This is a genomic window from Streptomyces sp. NPDC090499 (assembly GCF_044769305.1).
In the GTDB taxonomy this organism is placed as follows: Bacteria; Actinomycetota; Actinomycetes; order Streptomycetales; family Streptomycetaceae; genus Streptomyces.
In genome coordinates, this window is the sequence record NZ_JBIVXP010000004.1 from 327,181 (window position 1) to 350,110 (window position 22,930).

The following is a 22,930-nucleotide window of genomic DNA, read 5'->3' on the forward strand; positions in this document are numbered from 1 at the left end:
AGCTCTCTCCGATGTTCGCGCCCGCTCGGCCTTGTCTACGGTCCCTGACCATGACAGACACCCACACCCCCACAGACGCTCAATCCCCCGAGGAAAGACGCAGGTTGGCCCGTCGTACGGTCCTGGCGGCGAGCAGCGTGGCCGTGACCGCGGTGGGCGTCGGCAGCGCCTTCGCGGCGACCGACGGCACCACCGCCCCGGCGACCGGCGCCGGAACCGAGGCCTCGCCCTCGCCCTCGGCCTCGGAGGGCGCCTGCTACACGCTCACCTCCGAACTCGTCGAGGGCCCCTACTACATCGACGCCGACAAGCTCCGCCAGGACGTCACCGAGGACCAGGAGGGCATCCCCCTGCACCTCACCCTCAAGGTGATCGATGCGGAGACCTGCAGGCCGCTCAGGAACGCGGCCGTGGACATCTGGCACTGCAACGCGTCCGGCGTCTACTCCGGGTACCAGGCCGTGGGCAGCGGCGGCGGTGGCGGTGGCGGCGGCGGTACCCCGCCGACCGGCGCACCCACCGGCGCACCGACCGGCACCCCCACCGGACCCCCGCCCGGCGGGGGCGGCGGCCACCAGGAGCCCACCGACGACACCCGCTACCTGCGCGGCACCTGGCACACGGACCGGCACGGGCAGGTCGCCTTCAGGACCGTCTTCCCCGGCTGGTACCAGGGCCGGTGCGTCCACATCCACGTCAAGGTGCACGTGGACGGCGAGTGGACGGACGCCGGATACGAGGGCGGCCACACCTGCCACACCGGCCAGCTGTTCTTCGACGAGAAGTCGGTCCTGCTGTCGGCCGCCGTGGAGCCGTACGCGAGCAACACCACCACCCGCACCACCCTCGACGAGGACAGCATCTACCCGGACAACGGCCACGCCGGCGGCCTGCTCCACCTCAGCTACCACCGCCACCACATCGCCCGGGGCGTCCGCGCCCACCTGACCCTGGGCGTCGAACCGGACGAGACCAGCAACGGCTGACACCGGTGGGGCACCGGTGAGACCGCCCCCGCCGAGCACGTAGGAGCAGGGCGGTCCCAGGGACGGCCGGCGGACCTGTCCGCGCGGTGTCAGGTGTCGTACCGGCCGTCCCAGGGCTCGCCGAAGCCCAGGTGGTCCGGGTAGAGCTCGGCCCACCCTCCGTCCTCGTCGTCCTTCGCCACCAGCCCGAAGAACACGCCGTCCACCCCGAGCTGGAACGGGCGTATCGCGATGTCGGTGTACGTCCGCCTCGGCAGGCTGCGCAGCATGCCCGCCAGGTGGGCGCGGGCCCGCGCCAGCACGGAGTCGGCGCCGTCCGGCTCGAGCTGCTGCTCGGCCCAGCTGCCCGCGCACCAGATCTGCGAGTCGCGGTAGTTGCCCTCGGCGTCGAAGAGATGCAGCACCGAGTAGAGCCGTTTCCGCTCCTCCCAGCCCTCGTCGAGCCGGAACCCCTCGGGGAACGCGTAGGTGACCGACGCCAGGAACTGCCCGCCGGTGTAGTGACCGATGGCCTCGGTACGGCCATGGGGCTCGTAGGCGATCGGGATGAGATCTGGGATTGCCATGGCGAAACCATACGGATGTGTTGTGGACATGCGGTTGTCGGGGCATCGAGGAACGGCTGCCCGGGTCAACTTTCGCCGCTCTCTTCCGGGATGGGCACCACATCGCGGAAACATTCACGGCAACCTTTTCGATCTCCACAACCACAGAGGAGTGAAGCCCGCCCCGGCGGGCCGTCCCCAGCACTTCGGACGTACGTAAGGACTCCCCCGTGGCCTCTGCCTCTCATCGCCGGTCCCTCCGCAAGCGCCGTGCCCTCGTCGTCTCCGCCGCCGTGGCGGCCGCAGGCGTCGGTGCCGGTGCGCTCGTGCTGAGCGCGAACGCCACGTCGGCCGTGGACCTGTACCACCAGACCCTCGCCGCCAAGGACGGCTGGGCGTCGTCCGGTGCCGGCACGACCGGCGGGGCGAAGGCCGACTCCGCGCACACCTTCACCGTCGCCACCCGCGCCCAGCTGGTGAAGGCGCTGGGCTCGGCGAGCGACACCACCCCGCGCATCATCAAGGTCAAGGGCACCATCGACGCCAACACCGACGACAGCGGCAGGAAGCTGAGCTGCGCGGACTACGCGGCGGGCACGGGCTACTCGCTCACCTCGTACCTGAAGGCCTTCGACCCGTCGACGTACGGCCGTGCCAAGCTGCCCTCCGGCACCCAGGAGTCGGCCCGCGCCGCCGCGCAGAAGAAGCAGGCCGCGAACATCGTCTTCAAGGTCCCCGCCAACACCACGATCGTCGGCGTCCCCGGCACCAAGGCCGGGATCACCGGCGGCATGCTCCAGATCCAGAAGGTCGACAACGTCATCGTCCGCAACCTGACGTTCTCCGACACCGAGGACTGCTTCCCGCAGTGGGACCCGACCGACGGCGACGACGGCAACTGGAACTCCGAGTACGACGCGGTGACGCTGCGCGGGGCCACGCACGTCTGGGCCGACCACAACACGTTCACCGACGCCGGCCACTTCGACAGCGCCAACCCGAAGTACTACGGCCGCGAGTACCAGGTCCACGACGGCGAACTCGACATCACCAAGAGCTCGGACCTGGTGACCGTCGAGCACAGCCAGTTCACCAGCCACGACAAGACGATGCTGATCGGCAGCAGCGACAGCGAGCCGAGCGGCAAGCTGCGCGTCACCCTCCACCACAACCTCTGGAAGGGCGTCGTCCAGCGCGCCCCGCTGACCCGCGTCGGCCAGGTGCACCTCTACAACAACGTCTACGACGTCACGCCGCTCAACGGCTACAACCTGCAGTACAGCATCAACTCGCGTGCCAAGGCCCAGGTCGTGGCCCAGAACAACTACTGGACCGTGCCCTCCTCCATCAAGGTCGGCAAGCTCCTGAGCGGCGACGGCACCGGCTCGGTCGCCGGCAGCGGCAACCTCGTCAACGGCACGACGACCGACCTCGTCGCCGCCTACAACGCCGCGAACTCCAAGAAGATCAAGACGACCGTGAACTGGACGCCGACCCTGACGGCCGGGCTGGAGAGCAGCGCCAAGGGCCTGCCGACGGAGCTGGCGAAGACGGCGGGGGCGGCGGTGCTGACCGCGAGCTGAGCGAGGGAGGCCGCTCCTGGGCGGCCCCGGACCGGCGGGAGGGGGTCCTCCCGCCGCTCCTTCGGGGTGCGGCGTGGGGCTATGCGGCTATGCGGCGCTCTCGCCGCCGAAGCGGGTCTTGTACGTCTCCAGGTCCTCGTCCGTGAGCTTCGCGAACAGGACCGGGGGAACGGTGAAGGGGGTGCCGGCCGGGACGGCGGTCAGTGCCTTCGCCTCGTCGGCGGTGACCCAGGCCGCGGTGTCCTCGGCGAGGGCGAACGCCTCGCGCATCGTCTTCGCCGTCGCCGGGATGAACGGCTCCGAGACCACCGCGTAGAGGTGGATCAGGTTCATCGCCGTGCGCAGGGTCAGGGCCGCGCCGTCCTTGTCCGTCTTGATCTCCAGCCAGGGGGCCTTCTCCTCCAGGTAGGAGTTGCCGGCCGACCACAGGGCACGCAGGGCCGCGGCGGCCTTGCGGAACTGGAGGGACTCCATGTGGGACTCGTACTCGGCGAGGAGCGCGGCGATCTCCTCGCCGAGCTTCGCCTCCGCCGCGCCCGGGGTGCCGCCGGCCGGGACGTCGTCGCCGAAGCGCTTCTTCGAGAAGGACAGGACGCGGTTGACGAAGTTGCCGAGGGTGTCGGCCAGGTCCTTGTTCACCGTCGCCGTGAAGTGCTCCCAGGTGAAGGACGAGTCGTCCGACTCGGGGGCGTTGGCGATGAGGAAGTAGCGCCAGTAGTCGGCGGGAAGGATGTCGAGGGCCTGGTCGGTGAAGACGCCGCGCTTCTGCGAGGTGGAGAACTTGCCGCCGTAGTACGTCAGCCAGTTGAAGGCCTTGACGAAGTCGACCTTCTTCCACGGCTCGCGGACGCCGAGCTCGGTGGCCGGGAACATCACCGTGTGGAAGGGGACGTTGTCCTTCGCCATGAACTCCGTGTAGCGGACGTCGGTGTCGACGTCGTACCACCAGGACTTCCAGTCCCGGTTCGCCGGGTCCTGGTCGGCCCACTCCTTCGTCGCGCCGATGTACTCGATCGGGGCGTCGAACCAGACGTAGAAGACCTTGCCCTCGGCCGCCAGCTCCGGCCAGGTGTCGGCCGGGACGGGCACGCCCCAGTCCAGGTCGCGGGTGATGGCGCGGTCGTGCAGGCCCTCGGTCAGCCACTTGTGGGCGATCGAGGAGGCCAGCTGCGGCCAGTCCTTGTCGTGCTTCGCGACCCACTCGCGGACCTCGTTCTCCAGCTTGGACTGGAGCAGGAAGAGGTGCTTGGTCTCGCGGATCTCCAGGTCGGTGGAGCCGGAGATCGCCGAGCGCGGGTTGATCAGGTCGGTCGGGTCCAGGACGCGGGTGCAGTTCTCGCACTGGTCGCCGCGGGCCTTGTCGTAGCCGCAGTGCGGGCAGGTGCCCTCCACGTAGCGGTCCGGGAGGAAGCGGCCGTCGACCGGGGAGTACACCTGGCGGATCGACCGCTCCTCGATGAAGCCGTTCTCGTTCAGGCGGCGGGCGAAGTGCTGGGTGATCTCGCGGTTCTCGGGGGAGGAGCTCCGGCCGAAGTAGTCGAACGCGAGTGCGAAGCCGTCGTAGACCGCCTTCTGCGCGTCGTGCGCCTGCGCGCAGAAGTCCGCTACGGGGATGCCCTGCTCCTTCGCGGCGAGCTCGGCGGGGGTGCCGTGCTCGTCGGTCGCGCAGATGTACAGGACGTCGTGGCCGCGCTGGCGGAGGTACCGGGAGTACACGTCCGCCGGGAGCATGGACCCCACCATGTTGCCCAGGTGCTTGATCCCGTTGATGTACGGAAGGGCGCTGGTGATGAGGTGTCGAGCCATCGGGGGCTGCTCCCAGGTCGGTCTGTTGCTGTTATTGCGAACCTTGAAATCGTAGCCGACATGTGTATGCCGCCCGCTTCCCGTTTTATTGGGTGAGAAGCGGGCGGCATGGGGTGGGCCGGTGGGCCGGTGGGGCTTACGGGCGCCAGTCGATCAGGAGGCCGTCGTAGAGCTCCGCGTCCGTGAGCTCCAGGGGGGTCGGGCCCGCGTGGAAGAAGGCCGCGTTGTCGGTCTTCAGCTTGCGGAGGTAGTCGAAGGCCTTGTTCTCGTGCTCGCCGAACGCGACGAAGGAGAAGAAGACCGAGGGGTGGGACTTCGCGGCGTCCGTGAGGGACTGGGTGGCGGGGGTCTTCGCGTCCGGGGCGCCGTCGGTCTGGAAGACGACCAGGGCGGGGGCGGCCGGGGTCGCGTCCTTGTCGTGGTGCTTGTCGTAGTGGGCGAGTACGGCCTCGACGGCGGCGTGGTAGCTGGTACGGCCCATGCGGCCGAGGCCGGCGTGTGCCTCGTCGATCGCGTTCTCGGCGGAGGCGGGGGTGAGGTCGGTGGTGCCGTCCATCTCGGTGGAGAAGAAGACGACGTGCACGGAGGGGGTCTCGCCGGCCGGGGTGAGGTGGGTGGCGAGGGCGAGGGTCTGGTCGGCGAGGGCCTGCGCGGAGCCGTCCTTGTAGTACGGGCGCATGCTCGCGGAGCGGTCGAGGACGAGGTAGGTGGTGGCGCGGGCGGAGGCGAGGCCGGCCTTGGCGAGGGCGGTGGCGGCGGCGTCGTTGCCGACCGCGGCCTCGGCTTCGCCTTCGGCCGGGTCGTTCCCACCCGCACCACCCGTGACGGTTTCGTTGTCGGGTGCGGGTGGCCCCTGCGGGGCGGACTCGCCGTCGGCGGCCGCGGCAACAGGCTCCAGCTCCGGGGCGTCGGTCTCGGCTGCCGCCTCGACCGGCTCGGGAGTGGTCTCGGACGCCGGCTCGGCTTCGGTTTCGGCTTCGGCCGTCGGCTCGGCTTCGGCCGTCGGTTCCGGTGCGGTGTCGGCCTCCGGCTCGACAGCGGGGGTGGACTCCGCCACCACGACCGGCTCGGGGTCGGCCTCCGGCTCCGGCTCGGCCTCGGCCTCGGTTTCGGTCTCGGCTTCGGTTTCGACGGTCAGCTCTGCAACAGCCTCCGCAGCCGGCTCGGGCTCGGCCTCCTGCTCGGCCTCGGGCTCCGTAGTCGCCTCGGCCACGGCCTCCTGCTCCGCCTCGGCCTTGGTCTCCGGCTCGGCCGCCGGCTCGACGACCGCCTCGGCCTCAACCTCGGCCTCGGCTTCCGACTCGACGACCGCCTCGGCCTCAGCCTCGGCCTCGGCTTCCGGCTCGGCGGCCGCTTCGGCTTCCGGCTCGGCTTGGGCCACGGCCTCAGCCTCAGCCTCGGCTTCCGGCTCGGCCTGGGCCACGGCCTCAGCCTCGACTTCCGCCTCGGCCACGACCTCGGTCTCGGTCTTGGCTTCATCGGCTTCAGCCGTCACCTCGACCTCGGCCACCGGCTCGACCTCAACCTCGACCTCGACGACCTCAGCTTGGGCCTCGATCTCAGCCGCCGGCTCAGTCTCGGCCTCGGTCGGCGGAGTCGTCGGCTCCGGCCTGACCTCGAGGTCGGGTTCGATGGTGCGGGTGGCCTGCTTCGGCACGGTGACGTTGTCGAAGGCGGCCGAGACGAGTTCGTGCTCGTTCTCGTCGTTCTCTTCGCTTGTCGCCGGGCGGGGTTCCGGGACCACTGTGGGGGTCTCCGGGGTCGGAGCCGGCGCTTCCTGCTGCGGCTGCGAGGGGAGCTGGTCTGCACCCTCTGCCTCGGCGGGGCGCGGCTTTCGCGACCGGCCGAATGCGTTCCGCAGGAGAGTGAGAATGCCCATGTGCGCAACCCTTCGCGTGAGTTGATACCCGTCAACCGCTGGCCAGGACGGACACGTAAGGTTAGCGGCCCCAGGTTGCGATCTTGGGGAGGGTCGATGACTCCTGTCGGGCGTACGGCGGTCGAGTTCCGGCCCGCTCCCAACTCCCCCTCGGTTCCCTTCAGTTCATCATTCGTTCATTCGGCGGCTCCTCTTGTGCGCAACCACACCCCTAACGTCACGCTCACACCAAGAGATCGCAAGGGGAGAGTAAAGTGCGGAAACTGCTGCCGATCGTCACGACACCCGCCCAGTCGCATCCGGGTGGGCGGTCCTCCCTCACCTGTCGGTTCCGATGCGGTGACGCCTGCTTCCACGAGGTGCCCAACACCAGCTCCAACGCCTACGTCGGTGATGTCATCGCCGATGCCGTGAGCCGTCGTAGCGTGGTGCGGGCAGCGGCTGTGGTGGCCGTGGTCGCGGGTGGGGTGAGTGTCGGTGCGGCGCGGCCCGCGGCCGCCGCACAGGCCACGGGGACGGCGAAACCCGGCGGCGGTGCCCGTGGGCTGCGGTTCGCCTCCGTCGCGCCCAACACCGCCGACGCCGTGACCGTCCCCGACGGCTACGGCCAGAACGTCGTGGTCCGGTGGGGCGAGCCCATCCTGCGGGGCGCGCCGGCCTTCGACCCGGAGAACCAGACCGCCGCCGCGCAGGCCGGGCAGTTCGGCTACAACAACGACTTCCTGGCGCTGCTGCCGCTGCCCGGCGAGCACCGCCGGCAGATCCTCGTCGCCAACCACGAGTACACCGATGAAGTGCTGATGTTCCGCGGGTACGACGCGGCCAACCCCACCCGGCAGCAGGTGGAGGTGGCCTGGGCCGCGCACGGGCTCGGTGTCGTCGTGGTCGAGGAGGACCGGCGGACGGGGGCACTGACCGCCGTGCCCCGGCACCCGCTCAACCGGCGGGTCACCGCCACGACCGAGTTCCGGCTGACCGGCCCCGCCGCCGGGTCCGCGCTGCTCAGGACCTCCGCCGACCCGAGCGGGCGCAAGGTCCTCGGCACGCTCAACAACTGCTCCGGCGGCACCACCCCGTGGGGCACCACGCTGCACGGCGAGGAGAACTTCAACCAGTACTTCGCGAACGGGACCCGGGCGACCGACAAGCGGTACGGGCTGGGGACCGGGGCCACGGAGCGGAAGTGGGAGCGGTTCGACCCGCGGTTCGACGTCGCCCAGGAGCCCAACGAGTCGCACCGGTTCGGGTACGTGGTGGAGCTGGACCCGTACGACCCCGACTCGACCCCGCGCAAGCGGACCGCGCTCGGGCGGTTCAAGCACGAAGGGGCCACCGTCCGGCTGACGGACGACGGGCGGCCGGTCGTGTACTCCGGGGACGACGAGCGGTTCGACTACTTCTACAAGTTCGTCGGCAGCAAGCGCATGAAGCGGGGTGGCGGGCGGGCCGTGCGGGAGCACAACGGCACGCTGCTCGACGAGGGGACGCTGTACGTCGCCCGGCTCACCGGGGACTCCCCGACGACGGAGATCGACGGCACGGGCAGGCTCCCGGCCGACGGCGAGTTCGACGGCAGCGGGGAGTGGATCCCGCTGGCCACCGCCACCGCGAAGGGCGCCGTCTCGCATGTCGAGGGGATGACCGCCGAGGAGGTCTACGTCTTCACCCGGCTCGCCGGTGACAAGGTCGGCGCGACCAAGATGGACCGGCCCGAGGACATCGAGCCCAGCCCCGCCACCGGCAAGGTGTACGTCGCGCTCACCAACAACACCAACCGGGGTGTCGGTGCGAACGCCCCCGCCGACGAGGCCAACCCGCGCAACGCCAACAAGCACGGGCACGTCCTGGAGCTGACCGAGCGCTGGAACCGCGCCGAGAGCACGTCGTTCGCCTGGACGCTGTTCCTGGTCGCCGGTGACCCGGACGACCCCGCGACCTACTTCGCCGGATTCCCGAAGGACGAGGTCAGCCCGATCTCCTGCCCGGACAACGTGGCCTTCGACCCGCACGGCAACCTGTGGATCTCCACCGACGGCAACCAGCTCGGCTCGCACGACGGCCTGTTCGGCGTGGCCACGAAGGGCGCCCGGCGCGGTGAGCTCAAGCAGTTCCTGACCGTGCCGACCGGTGCCGAGACCTGCGGTCCGCTGGTTCAGGACCGGCGGGTGCTGGTCGCCGTGCAGCACCCCGGCGAGATCACCGGCGCGAGCGTGGAGAGCCCCGCGAGCAGCTGGCCCGACGGGCCCGGGAAGATCGTGCGGCCCGCCGTCGTCGCCGTCTGGCGCAAGGACGGCTGCGACATCGGCGTGTGAGACAGAAGCGGTCAGTGGGGGGAGGCGATGGCTCTGGCCGCCGCCACCTCCTGGCGCAGCGGTTCCAGGACGCTGTCCGGCGGGCCGGTGAGATCCGTGCGGACCGCGACCAGGGTCTCCGACCGGCGGACGCCCTCCGCCAGTTCGCGCAGTTGCCGGGTCACCTGGTCGACCTCGGCCCGCGCCGGGGGCGGCGCTCCGTGCCGGACCCGGACCCGGGCCGCCGTCGTCGCGTCGACGATGCGTTCCACGGCGACGACCAGGGGCCACCAGGCCGCCGCCCGGCGGCCGGTGGGCGGCGGCTCGGTCAGGGCGCGCTGGAACTCGGTGCGGACCACGGACAGGTCGCGGTAGAGGCGGCGGCGCAGCCGGGCGCGGGCGGCGGGTTCCGCCCCCGCCCGGAAGGCCAGCTCGACGTAGGCCGCCGTGTCCGCCACCGCGTCGGCCAGCCGGTCGCCGACCCGGGTGCGCCAGCTCTCCGGCCACAGCAGGTACCCGGCGACCAGCGCGATCCCGCAGCCCATCAGGGAGTCGAGGAGGCGGGGCAGGAGCAGGCCGGTGCCCTGGTGGTTCAGGTTGTCGGAGAGGAGCAGGATGACCGGGGTGACGGCGGCGGTCTGGAAGCCGTAGCCCCGGGGGGTCAGGGCCGGTACCAGGGGCGCCAGGACCGTCATCACCGGTACGTCCCACCAGCCGCGCGGGACGAGGGTGAGGACCGTCGCCGCCAGCACCAGGCCGGCCACCGTGCCCAGCGCGCGCAGCAGGGCGCGGGAGAAGACCGAGCCGAAGTCCGGCTTGAGGACGAAGGTGATGGTGAGGGCGACCCAGTAGGAACGCGGGACGGGCACCAGGGAGACCAGGGCCTGCGCGATGCCGATGCACAGGGCGAGGCGGATGCCGTAGCGCCAGGAGTTGGCGGACAGGACGACGTTGCGGGCGGCGCGGGCGGTGCGGATACCCAGGGCGGCGGGGCGGCCGAGGCGGTCGTCGATGCCCCGCGGGTCGACGTCCGGAGAGGTGGCGACCTCGGCGACGTGCCGCAGGGCGTGGTCGACGGCCCGCCCGGTCTCGCTGTTCGGCTCGGGCAGGTCCAGCCCTATCGGACCGGTGTAGCCGGTCTCGATGGCGTCGGCGATGTGCAGTACCGCCGCCGGGATCTCGGGCGGCATCGGCTTCCCGGCGAGCCGGACGGCGGGGGCGGCCTCCACCACCGGGGTGATCGCGTTCAACTGGGCGAGCATGCGGGTGAGTTCGCGGCTCTGGCCCCGGTAGCGGGCGCGCCGGGCCAGGATCAGGTCGTACGACTGGTTCAGCGACTGGGTCACGGTGTGCCGGGCGCGGTCGTACTCCTCGCCGTCGCCCGAGTCGCTCACGGCGAGCAGGTCGGCGACCGTGCGGTAACTGGCGGCGACCGCCGCGCGTTCCGGTACGCCGGAGCGCAGCGGCCAGGCCAGCAGGGCGAGGAGCAGGACGAGCAGGCCGCCGCCGGTCATCAGCACCGGCGTGAGCCACCAGGCGCCGGGCAGCGGGAGGCCCGCGCCGATCACGGAGTTGAGCAGGAGCAGCAGGCCGGAGACGGAGGACACCGCGCCGATCGTCGAGATCATCCCGGAGAGCAGCGCGATGCCGGTGATCACGGCGACCGTGAGCCAGCCCTGGCCGTAGACCAGCGAGCCGGCGGTGACGCCGACGGCGCCGAAGAGCTGCGGGACCGCGATGTTGAGGATCCGCATCCGGTAGGCGTCGGCGGTGTCGCCGATCACCCCGGACAGGGCACCCATCGAGGCCAGCGCCCCGTACGCGGGCTGCCCGGCCGCCAGCCCGACGGCGAGCGGGAGGCTCATGGCGAGCGCGGCGCGGGCGAGGGCGGCCCAGTTGAGGGGGGCGGCCTGCTGGGGCCGGAGGTTCCTTACCAGCCAGTCGGGAGGGGTGAGGCCGATGGGGAACTCGCGGGACATGTGCCCATTATCAGCGCTTGTGCCGGTGGATTGTGCTGCCCACGGCGAAGGTCCGGTGGCCGGTGGCCGGTGGCCGGTGGCCGCTGGCCGGTGTCGGCGGCGGCAGTGCGTGTGCAGGCACCGCTTCGGGGGCTGCCGCCCCCGGACCCCCGCATCGGCCTGAACGGCCTCGTCCTCAAACGCCGGACGGGCTGTGATGGGGTGCTGTCCGGTCTTCGGGCGGGCTGGGGCGGGGCGCTGTCCGGCTTCCCGGCTTGGGTTTCGGGCGGGCTGGGATGGGGTGCTGTGCCGATTTTCGGGCGGGCCGGGATCGGGTGCTGTCCGGCTGCCGGGCTCGGGTTTCGGGCGGGCGGGGCGGGGTGCTGTCCGGCTTCCCGGCTTGGGTTTCGGGCGGGCCGGGATCGGGTGCTGTCCGGCTGCCGGGCTCGGGTTTCGGGCGGGCGGGGCGGGGTGCTGTTCGGCTTTCGGGGTCACGGTTCTTCGTCGAGTTGTGCCAGGAACTCCCCCAACGCCCGGTTGAAGTCCTCCGGGCGTTCCAGGTTGGGCAGGTGGGCCGCGCCGTCGATGATCCGGAGTGTGGAGTGGGGGAGGAGGGCGTGCATCGCCTCGGCGTCGGAGACGGGGGTGTAGGTGTCGTCCGCGCCCACCAGGATCAGGGTCGGGACCGTCGCACCGGCCAGCAGCGGGCGGTAGTCGGGGCGTTCGGCGCGGCCGCGCAGGGCTGCCGCGGCGCCCTCGGGGTGGGTGGCGGTCATCATGCGGTGGACGTGGGCCTTCACGTCGGGGCGGGCGTCCGGGGCGACCATCTTCTCCAGGACCTCGTCGGCGTAGCCGCGCATGCCCTCGCGCAGGAGCCGGTCGGCCATGGTGTTCCTCGCCCGTCTGCCCTCCGGGGTCTCCGGGTCGGGGAAGGTGTCGGCCAGGACCAGGCCGCGGACGCGTTCGGGACCGAGGCGGTCGTAGCACTCCATCGCGATCTGGCCGCCCATCGACAGGCCGGCGACCACGCAGGTCGGTACGCCCAGTGCGTCGAGGAGTTCCCCGAGGTCCGCCGCGAAGCGGGAGAGCGGGGTGCGGCCGGGGGTGACCGGGGAGGTGCCGTAGCCGCGCAGGTCGGGGGCGACGACCCGGCGGGTGGCGGCGAAGGCGGTCCGCTGGGGGTGCCACATCGTGCGGTCGAAGGGGTGGCCGTGGACGAGGAGGAGAGGGGTTCGTGCGGTATGCGGGTCATTGTCGTCGTATGCGAGGAAGGGGGGCATGTGGACGACCCTAGGGACCCGTAACTCCTCGGTGCAATAAAATCTTTGCTCTCGGTGCAATGGGAGTGGGGGGACCATGGACGACTTCCGGGGGATCGCCGACCGGATCGCGCTGGACATCGCGCGGGGGCGGCTGCGGGCCGGTCAACGGCTGCCTCCGCAGCGGGCGTTCGCGCGGCGGCACGGGATCGCCGCCTCGACCGCCGGGCGGGTGTACGCCGAACTCGTGCGGCGCGGGCTGGTGGTGGGCGAGGTCGGGCGGGGGACGTTCGTGCGGGCCGCGCAGGCCGCTCCGCAGGGGCGGGCGCTGGTCGAGAACGGTGCCGCCCGCGTCAACCTGGAACTCAACTACCCCTCCGTTCCCGGGCAGTCGGAGCTGCTGGCCCCGGCTCTCGCCCCGTTGCTGCGGCCCGACGCGCTCACCGACGCCCTGCGGCCGGCCGCTGCCGACGGCACACCGCACGCCAGGGAGGCCGCCGCCGCGCTGCTCGCCACCGGGGACTGGCGGCCCGACCCCGGCCGCGTCCTCTTCACCGGCAACGCCCGGCAGGCGATCGCCGCGACCCTGGGGTCCCTGGTACGGCCGGGCGGCCGGGTCGGCGTGGAACCGTTGACGTATCCGCTGGTCAAGGAGATCGCCGGGCGGCTCGGCATCACGCTCGTCCCGGTCCGGGCGGACCAGGACGGGCCCGTCGCCGAGTCCGTGCTCGCCGTGCACCGGTCCGCGCCGCTCTCCGCGCTCTATCTCCAGCCGACCCTGCACAACCCGACGTCGGTGACCGTCCCGGCCGAGCGCCGACTCCGGCTGGCGCGGCTGGTGGAGGACCTGGGGCTGCCGGTCGTGGAGGACCGGATCTGGTCGTTCCTGCGCCGCGACCCGGAGCCCCCGCCGCTCGCCGCCCTCGCGCCGCGGCTCGTCCATGTCGTCGACGGACTCTCCAAGCGGGTCGCACCGGGCCTCACCGCGGGGTTCGCCGTGGTACCGGAGGACCGGGTGGACGCGGTGGCGGCGGCCGTGCGGTCCGGGGGGTGGAGCGCGGGGGCGTTCGCGCTGGAGGCGGCGGTGCGGTGGATCGGGGACGGGACCGTGGCGCGGCTGGTGGCGGCCAAGCGGGAGCAGGCCGCACGTCGGCAGCGGCTGGTCCGCGAGGCGCTGGCCGGGTTCGCCGTACGGGCCGACCCGCACGGGTACTTCGCCTGGTGGGAGCTGCCCGAGCCGTGGCGGGCGGACGGTTTCACGGCGGCCGCGGCCGCGCTCGGGATCGCGGTCACGCCCGGCACCGCCTTCCGCGTCGACCCGAAGCGGACGCCGGACGCGGTACGGCTCGGGCTCGCGTCGGCCGCGGAGCCCGAGCTGGCGGGGGCGCTGCGGACGCTGGCCGCCCTCGCGGCGGGCGGCCGGCGGCACCCCCCGGCGGACGGTCAGTCCAGCAGGCCGTCGTAGTCCGGCAGCTTGTAGGTGGTGTCGGCGTACCCGCCGGTCAGGTCCGTCGTGTTGTTGCCGATGTTGGCGATGATGTCGTAGCCGTTCGCCTCGATGGCCTTGCGCTGTGAGGTCTTGAAGTCCGCGACGGACTCGGTGAGCAGCTGGGCGACGGTCCGCGCGTAGAGGCCGTCGACCGGGTAGCCGACCGACTTCAGGTTGGCCTTGGTCACCACGTTGTACAGGTCGCTGCGGGCGCTGACGAAGAACACGCTGATGCCCTTGGCGTGCGCGTCCTGGGCGAGGGCGAGCACCGGCGGGGTGGCGGGGATGGTGATGCCGCCCTCGAAGTAGGTCTCCAGCGAGGTGTTGTCGATGTCGAGGACGATCGCCTGCCGGGCGCCGGAGGTGTCGGCGGCGGCGCGGCCGTCGATGTAGGTCTGTGCGGGGCCGGTGACGGCGGCGACGTCGGACAGCCACTGGGCCTCGGTGACGGTCGAGTCGGCGGCCTGCGCGGGCAGGGCGGCGGCGAACGACAGGGCGAGGCCGGCTGTCACGGTGACGGCGGCACGGCGCGCGGTGCGACGGTTCATCGGGTGGGGGCTCCTCGGGTCACGTCGGCGTCGGCTGCCGGTGTTCCGTACCGGTGGCCGTCGCCTCGTCACGTTGGTCGACCGGGGCGCCCGGCGGGTGACTCCCGGCGAAGCAGCCGGTTACATGACTGGCATGTTCTGGTCAGGAGACTGTGAATCGGCCCTGAGGGACGGGGAGTCGGCTGTGCCGGCGGCCGGCTGCCGCGTCTCCTCGGGCCCCGACCGGCGCAGGCGTCCGCCGATCCAGGCCAGCGCGGCGACGGTCAGGCCGAGGGCCAGGAGCAGCCAGGAGACCGTGCGCAGGGTGGACGTCAGGGCGTCGTAGACGGCGGCCGCGGCCGGGTGCGGGACGTCCGGCGGCAGGTCGGCCAGGGTGAGCCGGCGCCCGATGACGAGGGCGAGGCCGAGCAGGGCGCCGCCCAGGGCGGTGCCCAGCGCGGTCGCCGTGACGGCACGGCGGCGGTGGACGGCGAGGGCGATGCCGCCGACCGCGAAGACGACGGCCGCGACGGGCAGCCAGAAACCGGCGACCTCGAGCACGTGGAACCCCTTCCGGAGCCGGTCCAGTTCCGCCGCCGGGAGTACCGCGACGGCCGTGTGCTGGACGGGGATACGGGCCGCGAGCGGCACATGGTCCTGGGTGAGCCGGTCCTTGACCTGGGCGGTGACCGGCGCGAGGTCGACGGTGACGGGCTCCTCGCGCTCGCCCTGGAGCGCGCGCAGCACGGCGTCGTGGGTGGCCCGGTTGCCGGCGTCCCAGGCCAGCCGGAACGCCTCCGTCTGGGTGAAGGACCGGACCGCCTCGCGCACGAACGGCGCCACCGTGCCCCGCATCGGCCGGCCGACGTCCACCTCGCGCATGATGCCGTCGCCGACGGTGTCCGCGACCGCGTCCCGGACGTCCGGGTCGTCGGCCAGCGGTGCCATCGTGCTGACGTACTGTCCGGTGTCCGCCAGCCCGTACGCCGCCCAGGCCGCGAGCGCGCCGAACGGCAGCAGCAGGCAGCCCAGCGCGATCAGCAGGGCCGACAGGGCGCGCCGGAGACCTGAGGGCGGCGCGGGCCGGAGGGACCCCGGGGGCACTGAGGGCACTGAGGGCACGCTTCAAGGCAAGCCCCTGAGGACCGGTCAGGCGAGCGGGGCGACTGCATTCGGGGGCATCGCGGGGCGCAGGTCGAGCCGAACGGGGGGGAGGTACGGCGGTGCCGCCCCCCGCTGCCCCCGCGGCCGCCCCGGAAACCCTTGGGGCGCCGCGCTCCGGTGGAGGGTTGACCCGAACGGGTGTTTCCTGGTTTGGGAACGTCGCCGAGCGCCTGCACCGCCTCGGCGACTGGTGAGGGGAAACAGGGGAAACACGTGGACCCCGGCCGTGGGGGCCGGGGTCCACGGCCGGGGCCCGCGCGCACACCTCACGGCGCCGCCGGGCGCGCGGCTACCGGATGCGGTGTCCGGCCGCGTCCTCGTGCGTGTAGAACCGGTAGAACATCACGATGAACGTCACCGCGGCGACCGCGAGCGACATCGCGACGGACCGGAGGATCGAGTCGCCGCTCTGGCTGTACAGGAAGCCGAAGGCGATGCCCATGAACGCGGTCCACAGGACGGCGTGCACCTCCCGCCGCAGCCGTGGGGCGACGGTCAGCACGCCGAACAGCACCACCGCGAAGACGAGCGCGGTCAGGAAGCCGAACAGCAGGTTCCAGCCCGTGATGGGCCCGCCCATGCGCCGGTTCGCCGCGGCCCAGTAGCCGTAGATCAGCCCGGTCACGACCGGTATGGCCACCCGGGCCCTGGCGTGCATCCGGGTGCTGAACACGTCGGGCGTCCGGCCGCTCCGGGGCATCCGGCCGGACGTGGGTGCCGCTTGAGCCATGAGCGTGCTCCTCTCTCCTCGCCCCCACCTTCCAGAGCACACCTGCGAGTACCCCCTGGCAAGTCGGTCGGCACACCCCGTACGACGTTTCCCGTGCCGCCGCCCACGACGTGCGGCGCCTCCCCGCCCGTGTTTCCCTGACTCTCGTGACCGACCACCAGGCCCTGCGGCGGCGCAAGGAGCTGCTGTGGGCCAGGGGCCGGAGCGTCGCCTGGGCGGCGCCGCTCCTGCTGCTCGCCGGGATCACGGCGGTCGACCTCAACACCACCGAGCGGTTCCGGATCGTCTCCTGGATCGTCCTGGTCCCCGGTATCGCGGCGGCGATCTGCGGGGTGTGGACGACGGGGGTCTTCGCGGTGCTGTCGGTCCTCGACTACGTCGCCGTGGACAGCGCCTGGCCCCACCAGTACCAGGCCGGGCTGCCCGACTTCATCCTGGTCGCCTTCGCGGGGCTGCTGGCCATCCTCGCCTGTGCGGTCCGCAGGAACGGCGAACGGCGGATGCTGCACATGCGGGACATCGCCGAGACCACCCTGCGTACCGTGCTGCGGCCGCTGCCGCAGGGGTGGGCCGGGCTGGAGCACGCGGCGGTGTATCTCGCCGCGGACAGCCAGGCCCGGGTGGGCGGCGACTTCTACGACATCCAGCCGGGGCGGTACGGCACCCGGGTGCTGGTCGGGGACGTGCAGGGCAAGGGGCTGGGGGCGGTGGAGACGGCGGCGGCGCTGCTGGGGACGTTCCGTGAGGCGGGGTACCACGAACCGGACCTGGCGACGGTGGCCGACCGGCTGGAGACCCGGATGGTCCGGCACCGGCGCCATGCGGCGGCACTGGGCCGGGACGACGGCGACCGCTTCGCCACGGCGGTCCTGCTGGGCTTCCCGCCGGACGCCCCGGACGTCGTGGAACTCGTCAACTTCGGCCACGAGCCGCCGCTGGCGGTGGGACCGACGGGGGTGCGGCCCCTGCCGGCGGGCAACGGACTCCCGCTGGGCATGGCCGACCTCACGACATCGACCGGCCCGCCCCCCACCCTCACCGTCACCCTCGCCCCCGACGAGACCCTCCTCATCACCACGGACGGCGTCACGGAGGCGCGCGGCCCGGACGGCACGTTCTTCGACCTCGCCGAGGCCCTGGGCCTGACACCGGCCCCCGACCCGATCCCCCTCGTCGCCCACATCCGCGACGGCGTCCTGCGCCACAGCCACGGCCACCTCGCCGACGACACCACCGTCTTCGCGGTACGCCGCACCCCACCCCCGTAGACACGCACGCCTGCAGCGCCCCGCCAGGGGCGCCGGGGTACCCCGGGCCGAAGGCCGGTCCCGGGGGTCCCCGGGACCGGCGTACCGGGCGTTACCCGGCCCAAAGCTCTCCCGTGGCCCCCGCTTTGCAAGCGCAGCGGTTACCGTGCTGACGTAAGTGGTACAGGGGAACAAAGGGGGAGGGCCCGATGCCCGGAACGGTGCTGCTGATCGCGGCCTCGCCGACAGGCAAGGCGCGCATGGTGGACGCGGCCTCCGTGCTCCCCGTGCTCGCGGCCGTGCCCCCGGCGATACTCTCCGGCACCGAGACCGCGAACGTCGTCGAACTCGCCGACCCCGTGGAGCCGCAGGCCGTGCTGACCAGGCTGCGGGCCGCCGCGGCCGCCCCCGGCCCGCTCACCGTGTTCGTCACGGGCCAGCTCCACCTGGACCGCAAGCAGCGGCTGCCGCATCTCGCGCTGGCCCGCACCACGCCCGCCACCGTCCGCTACACCGGCCTGCCCTGGCACTGGGTCCGCGAGGAACTGCGGCTGCGGCCGTCCGGAGCGACGACGCTGGTGCTCGATCTGCACGCGGATCACGAGGTCTGGGAGCAGTTGCACACGGTGCCGTTCGACTGCGGGCGCAACAACGCCGTGCACGGGCGGATCGCGCCGCCGCCGGCCCGGCGGGAGGTCGCCGCACCGTCGTACATGAAGGCCGTGGCGACCGTGCTGCGGAGCGGGTACCGGCCGCCGTTGGCGGAGCTGCACCGGCAGGTGCTCGCCCGGCTCGGGGCGGAGGTCGCCGCCGGCCTCCTGTTCAGCACGCACACCCCGGACAGCGGGGATCCGCACGACGCCATCAGCGCGGCCGTACGGGACGGGCGGTACGCCGAGGCGGACGAGCTCGCCGCCCGCTGGCAGCAGGCGGCCGCGCGGGCGCACGGGCCGGCCTCCGAGGACGCCCTGCACTGGTCCGAGGTACGGGCCGACCTCGCGATGTTCGCGGGGGACGCGGCGCGGAGCTGCCGCACCTGGCTGGCCGTCGCCGGCGCCCGCCTGGGCGCCGGGCAGCCGGCCGACGCACCGGCCGTCGAGGCGGCCGTGGACCGGGCCCACCACCAGTGGGGCGCCATCAAGGACACGGCGCGGGCCCGTGAACTCGGGCCCGCGCTCGCGGAGTTGAGACTCAGGGTGCCGGGCCGCCGGGAGGGTGCCCTGGACCACGTACAGCAGCACCTGCGGCAGTTGCAGACCCAGTGACAGGGGTCAGCTCGTGAACGTGAAGTACTTCCAGGCGCCGTACGTCGTGGAGTTGACCGTGTCGCCGGACCCCCCGTCGATGTAGTCGGAGCGGACGCGGAAGCGCCAGCCGACGTCCCCCTTGTGGCTGCCGGCGAACTCGACCTGCGAGACCCCGCTGGTGGCCAGCGCGAAGTACTTCGAGGTGTCCGCGTACCACCTGCCCTGGTAGTAGACCTGGAAGTCGAACCGCTGGGCACGGCCGCCGTAGTACGGCATCCTGGTCGTGAACAGCGGGTTCTTGGCCTTGTGGAAGTAGTAGTAGGTCTGGCCCCAGGCCTTCTTCGACTTGTACTGGCGGCTGACGGCCATGGAGATGCTGACCTTCGCGCCCGCCCAGCTGGACACCGACCGCGGCTGCCAGCGGGCGTCGCCCGCGAACTTGGCGGTGACCCTGGTGTCCCGCTTCAGGTCGACGACCACGGACAGGTTGCCGTGCGAGTCGACCTTCCCGGACTTCACCAGCTTGTTGGGCTTGTCCGAGCCGGCGGGGTCCGCCCAGAGCTCCACCGTGCGGTTCTTGTACGTCGTGCCGAGATGGGCCGTGAACTTCACGTCCTTCCCGTACGCGTACACCTTGCCGTTGTTGTTCAGCGTCAGCGCCGGCTTGGTACGGGAGACGTCCACGGTGTCCTTGGCGGAGGCGGCCGTGTGCTCGCCGTCGCCCGCGTAGGAGACCTGGTACGTCACCTTGCCGCCGGCCGGCGGGGTGTCGGTGAAGGAGTAGGTGCCGTCGGCCTTGACCGTGACGGCGGGCAGCGCCTTCCCGGCCGGGGAGTCCAGGTCGGTGCGGACGACGGTGACCTGGGTGCCGGCGGGCAGCGCGGCCGTCGAGGAGAGCGTGCCGCGGACGGTGAGCTGCTTGGCGCGGGTCGCCGAGGCCGGGGCGTCCACCGTGAGGGTGGTGGCCGCCCGGCCCGGGGTGTCGTACTCGCGCAGGGAGTACACGTCCGCGTCGTTGGCCGTCACGGCGAACAGCCGGGAGCCGTCCGGCGCCCAGGCCAGCCCGCCGGGGGCGAGGGTGTCGGCGCCGCTGGAGTGGCCGGTGTTGGGGAAGTCGTACGAGCGGACGGCCTCGCTGCTGCCCGGGTGGAAGATGTAGAGGTCCGGGTCGTACCAGGCGAAGCTGCCGGCCGCGACCGTGCCGTCGGGTGCGATGGCGACGGAGTTCGGGTAGGCGGTGGTGGTGTACTTGCCGTCCTCGTTGAGGTCGGACGTCTTGTAGACCTGGTGGTAGTACGGCGCTCCGCTCGCCACCACGACGTCCTTGCCGTCGGGCGTGACCTGGAGGTCGCTGACGTCGCTGCCGTCGGTGCGGATGTGGGCCAGCTGGGCCGCGCTGCCCGTGGAGACGTCGTAGGAGGTCAGCGAGGCGGGGCTGATGTCCTGGTCGCCCGCGACGAGGATGCCGGTGCCCGGTGCCGCGTCCAGGATCGGCGCGGAGTACCAGCTGTTGTCCTGGTTGAGGGTGACCGTGTGCTGGTCGCCGGCCAGGTCGACGGAGCCGATGTTGCCCTCGGCGGCACCGCCGTAGCCGAACCAGAGCTTCCCGCCCGCGAGGGCGATGCTCCGCGGCTTGTCGCCGACCGGGTACCGGGTGGTCTCGGTGTCGGTCGCGGTGTCGATGACGGCGACGGCGTCCAGGTCCCGCACGGCCGCGTAGAGCGTGCCCGAGTCGGCGGACAGTTCGAGGCCGGTGACCCCGGACAGGTCGGTCGTCAGCTGCTTGAGCACGTTGCCCGCGTAGTCGGTGACGACGATCTTGCCGTTGGTCGGGTCGCTGATGAAGACCTGCTGGTGGGCGCCGTCGACGACGATGTCACCGGACGACTTGATCGGCAGCAGGGCGGTGGTGTCGGCGTAGGCCGGAGCGGCGGCCAGGGCCGCGGAGCTGAAGAGGACCGCCAGGGTGGTGGCGGCCGTGACGGTGCGGATACGCACGCTGATTCGAACCCCCCGGATCGAATGAAATGGACGCCACGGAACGCGGCCCACAAGTGTGTACGTTTGCTGTGGGCCGCGTGTGGCGGATGTGCTGAAGACTAGGTCATGCCACTGACAACAGGCATCCGGGATTCGGGGGCGGGGGCGGGATCTCGTCAGGCGTACGGGTCGAACGTGATCGCGCTCGGCTTGGCCTTGTTGAGGTGGTCGTCGAACTTGGCGTCCTGGAGCGGGAAGTTGGCGTCGCCCCAGTCGGAGGCGTTCAGGATGTCGCGCAGGTTGGACGCCATGTTCTCCCAGGTGAGCAGGTTCTCCTGGTGCCAGGCGCCGTCGTCGTTCTCCGGGGTCTCGCCCCACTTGGCGAACCGGAAGTCGTGGGTGCTCAGGCCGTCCTTGTGGTACACGACCTGCACGCGCTGGCTGCTCATCGGCACGTCGGCGACGGCCTCGGTCTCGAAGTCGCCGTGCTGGGAGGCGGACAGGTACGACGGGGTGGAGTCGCCCTGCTTGACCCAGACGACGATGCACTCCCAGTCGTGGCGGTGGCCGATGCCGGGGGAGGCCTCGTCCTTCTCGAAGTAGCTGGCGTAGATGGTCCCGCACCAGCCGTTGTTGCACTTGGTCCGCGAGTAGGTGTTGGCGTGGTCGAGGTGGCCGGAGCGGCAGCTGCCGGTGACCGAACCGGTCGGCTTGAGACCGCCGTTGAGGTTGCCGTCCGGGTCGATGGCGGCGGCCGGGTAGCAGCTGTCCGTGTCGTAGTCGTACAGCGGCTCGAAGTTCTTCTCGTACGTGGTCGCGTTCTCCGGCAGGTTCTGCAGCACGCCGGCGAAGGCGCTGAACGGCAGGGCGACGGTCAGGGCGGCGGCGCTGCCCATGACGGCGGCGGCTCGGCCGAGGTGACGGGTCCTGGGTCGGGACATCGGGGGGCTCCAGTCGACGGTCCACGCGATTGGTTCCGGACATGACATCCGGTCGGGGGAGAGACTGGCGGATCGGGCCGTGCGCGGGAAAGGGCTTTCCGTAAAACGGGGGACGGCTTTTCGTCGAACCGAAGTGCGGGCGTTCACAGGTTGGAGCTCCGGCCGGAACGGCCTGAGCCCCCGGCGGGACACGGGAAGCCCCCGGCGGGGCAGGGGGGAAGCCCCGCCGGGGGCGGCTCGGGTGGGAGGGGGTCATTTGAGGCGGCTGGCGAAGCCCTTGACCGTGTTGAGGACCAGCGCGAACTCGGCCAGGTTCCGCAGCCGCTGTCCGTTGATGGCGCCGCTGCTCGTCCGCCACCAGCCCTCGAGCTGGTTGCCGTTGTCGTCCTGGCGGTTCTCGGCCTGCAGGGTGTTGAAGCGTGCGCTCAGGGTGCCCCACTGGGTCTCCTGGCCGACCAGGGTCGGGTTGAGGGTGGTGCGGAACTGCCAGTTGTCCCGGGAGGTGCCGGCGAAGCCCTGCCAGCCGATCGTGTCCGAGATACCGCGGAAGCGCGCCGCCTCGGAGATGAACTGGGTGAAGAAGAGGACGCTCTGGCCCAGGAGCTCCTGGTGTGCCTGGTCGGCGTGCCAGAGGTTGCCGGCGGCCGCGCTGACCGCGTCCTCGCTGAAGTGGAGGGAGGTACGGGTGATCGAGGACCCGGGGTTGCCGCGGTTCGCCAGCCGCTCGATCTGGTCGTAGGACGCCGACGGGAGCAGCTGCCGGTTGCCGCCCCGCACCCCGTTGCGCGCCGCCTGGGTGTGCGAGGGCGGGATCTCGGCCTGGTTCGCCGGTCCGACGTAGTTGTAGGTGTCGTTCGAGTCGAACCAGCCGACCAGGTACAGGTCGGCGCGACGCAGCCGGAGCCGGACCTGGTGGTTGTTGCGGTCGCCGATCACGACGTCGATGGCGGCCGGGTCCCAGGGGTCGGTGTGGCTCACGACGTTGGAGGAGCCGGCGACGGCGTTGCTGTGCGCGTTGATCTGGCTGCGGATCGTGTTGAGGAACCCGAAGTAGTCGAAGCGGCTGCCGTTCCACCAGAAGACCGGGGTCTGGTTGGCGACCGTCGTCACGCTGTTCCGGTCGAGGCGGACGCCTGCGGCGTGGGTGGCCGGGGCTGTGCCGTCGGTCAGGCCCGTGACGAGAACGGCGCCCGCGACCAGGGCCGCGCAGGCCCCCGTCAGACCGGCTCGGCGAAGGATTCTCGTGGGGGTTGCTGAGTGAGACATGGACTCTTCTCCGGTGCGTCGGGTCGCCGGGT

The 22,930-nt window shown here is 72.0% G+C and carries 17 protein-coding genes; 6 read left to right on the forward strand and 11 right to left on the reverse strand.

The features are described from left to right. Nucleotides 1-50: 50 nt before the first annotated feature. Nucleotides 51-986, forward strand: coding sequence for an intradiol ring-cleavage dioxygenase (locus tag ACIQVL_RS17170; RefSeq protein WP_403475667.1), 936 nt, complete (start codon nt 51-53; stop codon nt 984-986). Nucleotides 987-1,075: 89 nt separating this feature from the next. Here ACIQVL_RS17170 and ACIQVL_RS17175 read toward each other — a convergent pair whose 3' ends face one another. Further along, nucleotides 1,076-1,552 (reverse strand): hypothetical protein, encoded by a 477-nt coding sequence (locus ACIQVL_RS17175; RefSeq protein WP_403475668.1) that lies wholly within the window; start codon nt 1,550-1,552, stop codon nt 1,076-1,078. Between the two features lie 209 nt (nt 1,553-1,761). Between ACIQVL_RS17175 and ACIQVL_RS17180 the strand changes: the two genes are divergently transcribed. Next, complete coding sequence (locus ACIQVL_RS17180) at nt 1,762-3,114, forward strand: polysaccharide lyase family 1 protein (RefSeq protein ID WP_403475669.1); 1,353 nt, start codon at nt 1,762-1,764, stop codon at nt 3,112-3,114. 87 nt (nt 3,115-3,201) lie between these two features. Here ACIQVL_RS17180 and metG read toward each other — a convergent pair whose 3' ends face one another. Together metG and ACIQVL_RS17190 are read right to left on the reverse strand one after the other, a co-directional pair. Then, nucleotides 3,202-4,920 carry a methionine--tRNA ligase gene (metG, locus tag ACIQVL_RS17185; RefSeq protein WP_403475670.1) on the reverse strand — a complete coding sequence of 573 codons (1,719 nt, stop codon included), beginning with the start codon at nt 4,918-4,920 and terminating at the stop codon, nt 3,202-3,204. 136 nt (nt 4,921-5,056) lie between these two features. Next, nucleotides 5,057-6,799, reverse strand: a complete 1,743-nt coding sequence (locus ACIQVL_RS17190; RefSeq protein WP_403475671.1) for a VWA domain-containing protein — start codon at nt 6,797-6,799, stop codon at nt 5,057-5,059. A gap of 254 nt (nt 6,800-7,053) precedes the next feature. On the opposite strand from ACIQVL_RS17190, the gene ACIQVL_RS17195 reads away from it, so the two are divergent. Next, nucleotides 7,054-9,111, forward strand: a complete 2,058-nt coding sequence (locus ACIQVL_RS17195; protein WP_403475672.1) for a PhoX family protein — start codon at nt 7,054-7,056, stop codon at nt 9,109-9,111. Between the two features lie 11 nt (nt 9,112-9,122). Here the strand turns inward: ACIQVL_RS17195 and ACIQVL_RS17200 are convergent, their stop codons facing one another. After that, entirely contained in the window at nt 9,123-11,069 is a 1,947-nt protein-coding gene (locus ACIQVL_RS17200) for an FUSC family protein (protein WP_403475673.1), read from the reverse strand. Nucleotides 11,070-11,539: 470 nt separating this feature from the next. After that, nucleotides 11,540-12,328, reverse strand: a complete 789-nt coding sequence (locus ACIQVL_RS17205; protein WP_403475674.1) for an alpha/beta fold hydrolase — start codon at nt 12,326-12,328, stop codon at nt 11,540-11,542. Between the two features lie 76 nt (nt 12,329-12,404). Between ACIQVL_RS17205 and ACIQVL_RS17210 the strand changes: the two genes are divergently transcribed. Next, nucleotides 12,405-13,772 carry a PLP-dependent aminotransferase family protein gene (locus tag ACIQVL_RS17210; protein WP_403475675.1) on the forward strand — a complete coding sequence of 456 codons (1,368 nt, stop codon included), beginning with the start codon at nt 12,405-12,407 and terminating at the stop codon, nt 13,770-13,772. Here the strand turns inward: ACIQVL_RS17210 and ACIQVL_RS17215 are convergent. From ACIQVL_RS17215 to ACIQVL_RS17225, 3 genes are all read right to left on the reverse strand, one after another. Then, complete coding sequence (locus ACIQVL_RS17215; RefSeq protein ID WP_403428695.1) at nt 13,751-14,344, reverse strand: HAD family acid phosphatase; 594 nt, start codon at nt 14,342-14,344, stop codon at nt 13,751-13,753. The genes ACIQVL_RS17210 and ACIQVL_RS17215 overlap by 22 nt on opposite strands. Nucleotides 14,345-14,464: 120 nt before the next feature. Beyond that, complete coding sequence (locus ACIQVL_RS17220) at nt 14,465-15,436, reverse strand: hypothetical protein (RefSeq protein WP_403475676.1); 972 nt, start codon at nt 15,434-15,436, stop codon at nt 14,465-14,467. A 340-nt stretch (nt 15,437-15,776) separates the two neighbouring features. Beyond that, nucleotides 15,777-16,217 (reverse strand): hypothetical protein, encoded by a 441-nt coding sequence (locus ACIQVL_RS17225; protein ID WP_403428699.1) that lies wholly within the window; start codon nt 16,215-16,217, stop codon nt 15,777-15,779. Between the two features lie 146 nt (nt 16,218-16,363). Here ACIQVL_RS17225 and ACIQVL_RS17230 point away from each other — a divergent pair, with 146 nt between their 5' ends. Both ACIQVL_RS17230 and ACIQVL_RS17235 read left to right on the forward strand, forming a co-directional pair. After that, nucleotides 16,364-17,485, forward strand: coding sequence for a PP2C family protein-serine/threonine phosphatase (locus tag ACIQVL_RS17230; RefSeq protein ID WP_403428702.1), 1,122 nt, complete (start codon nt 16,364-16,366; stop codon nt 17,483-17,485). A 188-nt stretch (nt 17,486-17,673) separates the two neighbouring features. Beyond that, on the forward strand, nt 17,674-18,729 hold the full coding sequence (locus tag ACIQVL_RS17235) for a hypothetical protein (RefSeq protein WP_403428705.1): 1,056 nt from the start codon (nt 17,674-17,676) through the stop codon (nt 18,727-18,729). Between the two features lie 6 nt (nt 18,730-18,735). On the opposite strand, the gene ACIQVL_RS17240 is transcribed toward ACIQVL_RS17235, so the two are convergent. From ACIQVL_RS17240 to ACIQVL_RS17250, 3 genes are all read right to left on the reverse strand, one after another. After that, entirely contained in the window at nt 18,736-20,709 is a 1,974-nt protein-coding gene (locus tag ACIQVL_RS17240) for an Ig-like domain repeat protein (protein ID WP_403475677.1), read from the reverse strand. Between the two features lie 158 nt (nt 20,710-20,867). Beyond that, nucleotides 20,868-21,632: an NPP1 family protein gene (locus ACIQVL_RS17245; RefSeq protein WP_403428710.1), complete on the reverse strand. Its 765-nt coding sequence runs from the start codon at nt 21,630-21,632 to the stop codon at nt 20,868-20,870. A gap of 252 nt (nt 21,633-21,884) precedes the next feature. Continuing rightward, the gene (locus tag ACIQVL_RS17250; RefSeq protein WP_403475678.1) at nt 21,885-22,898 is read right to left on the reverse strand and encodes a ribosome-inactivating family protein; all 1,014 of its coding nucleotides are present in this window, start codon (nt 22,896-22,898) and stop codon (nt 21,885-21,887) included. Between the last annotated feature and the right edge of the window lie 32 nt (nt 22,899-22,930).

Excerpts from the sequence above, each read along its gene's own strand:
- ACIQVL_RS17210 (WP_403475675.1), top strand. The coding sequence starts at position 12,405 with ATGGACGACTTCCGGGGGATCGCCGACCGGATCGCGCTGGACATCGCG.
- ACIQVL_RS17225 (WP_403428699.1), bottom strand. The coding sequence starts at position 16,217 with ATGGCTCAAGCGGCACCCACGTCCGGCCGGATGCCCCGGAGCGGCCGG.
- ACIQVL_RS17205 (WP_403475674.1), bottom strand. The coding sequence starts at position 12,328 with ATGCCCCCCTTCCTCGCATACGACGACAATGACCCGCATACCGCACGA.
- ACIQVL_RS17190 (WP_403475671.1), bottom strand. The coding sequence starts at position 6,799 with ATGGGCATTCTCACTCTCCTGCGGAACGCATTCGGCCGGTCGCGAAAG.
- ACIQVL_RS17175 (WP_403475668.1), bottom strand. The coding sequence starts at position 1,552 with ATGGCAATCCCAGATCTCATCCCGATCGCCTACGAGCCCCATGGCCGT.
- ACIQVL_RS17170 (WP_403475667.1), top strand. The coding sequence starts at position 51 with ATGACAGACACCCACACCCCCACAGACGCTCAATCCCCCGAGGAAAGA.
- ACIQVL_RS17245 (WP_403428710.1), bottom strand. The coding sequence starts at position 21,632 with ATGTCCCGACCCAGGACCCGTCACCTCGGCCGAGCCGCCGCCGTCATG.
- ACIQVL_RS17250 (WP_403475678.1), bottom strand. The coding sequence starts at position 22,898 with ATGTCTCACTCAGCAACCCCCACGAGAATCCTTCGCCGAGCCGGTCTG.
- ACIQVL_RS17200 (WP_403475673.1), bottom strand. The coding sequence starts at position 11,069 with ATGTCCCGCGAGTTCCCCATCGGCCTCACCCCTCCCGACTGGCTGGTA.
- ACIQVL_RS17215 (WP_403428695.1), bottom strand. The coding sequence starts at position 14,344 with ATGAACCGTCGCACCGCGCGCCGTGCCGCCGTCACCGTGACAGCCGGC.
- metG (WP_403475670.1), bottom strand. The coding sequence starts at position 4,920 with ATGGCTCGACACCTCATCACCAGCGCCCTTCCGTACATCAACGGGATC.
- ACIQVL_RS17235 (WP_403428705.1), top strand. The coding sequence starts at position 17,674 with ATGCCCGGAACGGTGCTGCTGATCGCGGCCTCGCCGACAGGCAAGGCG.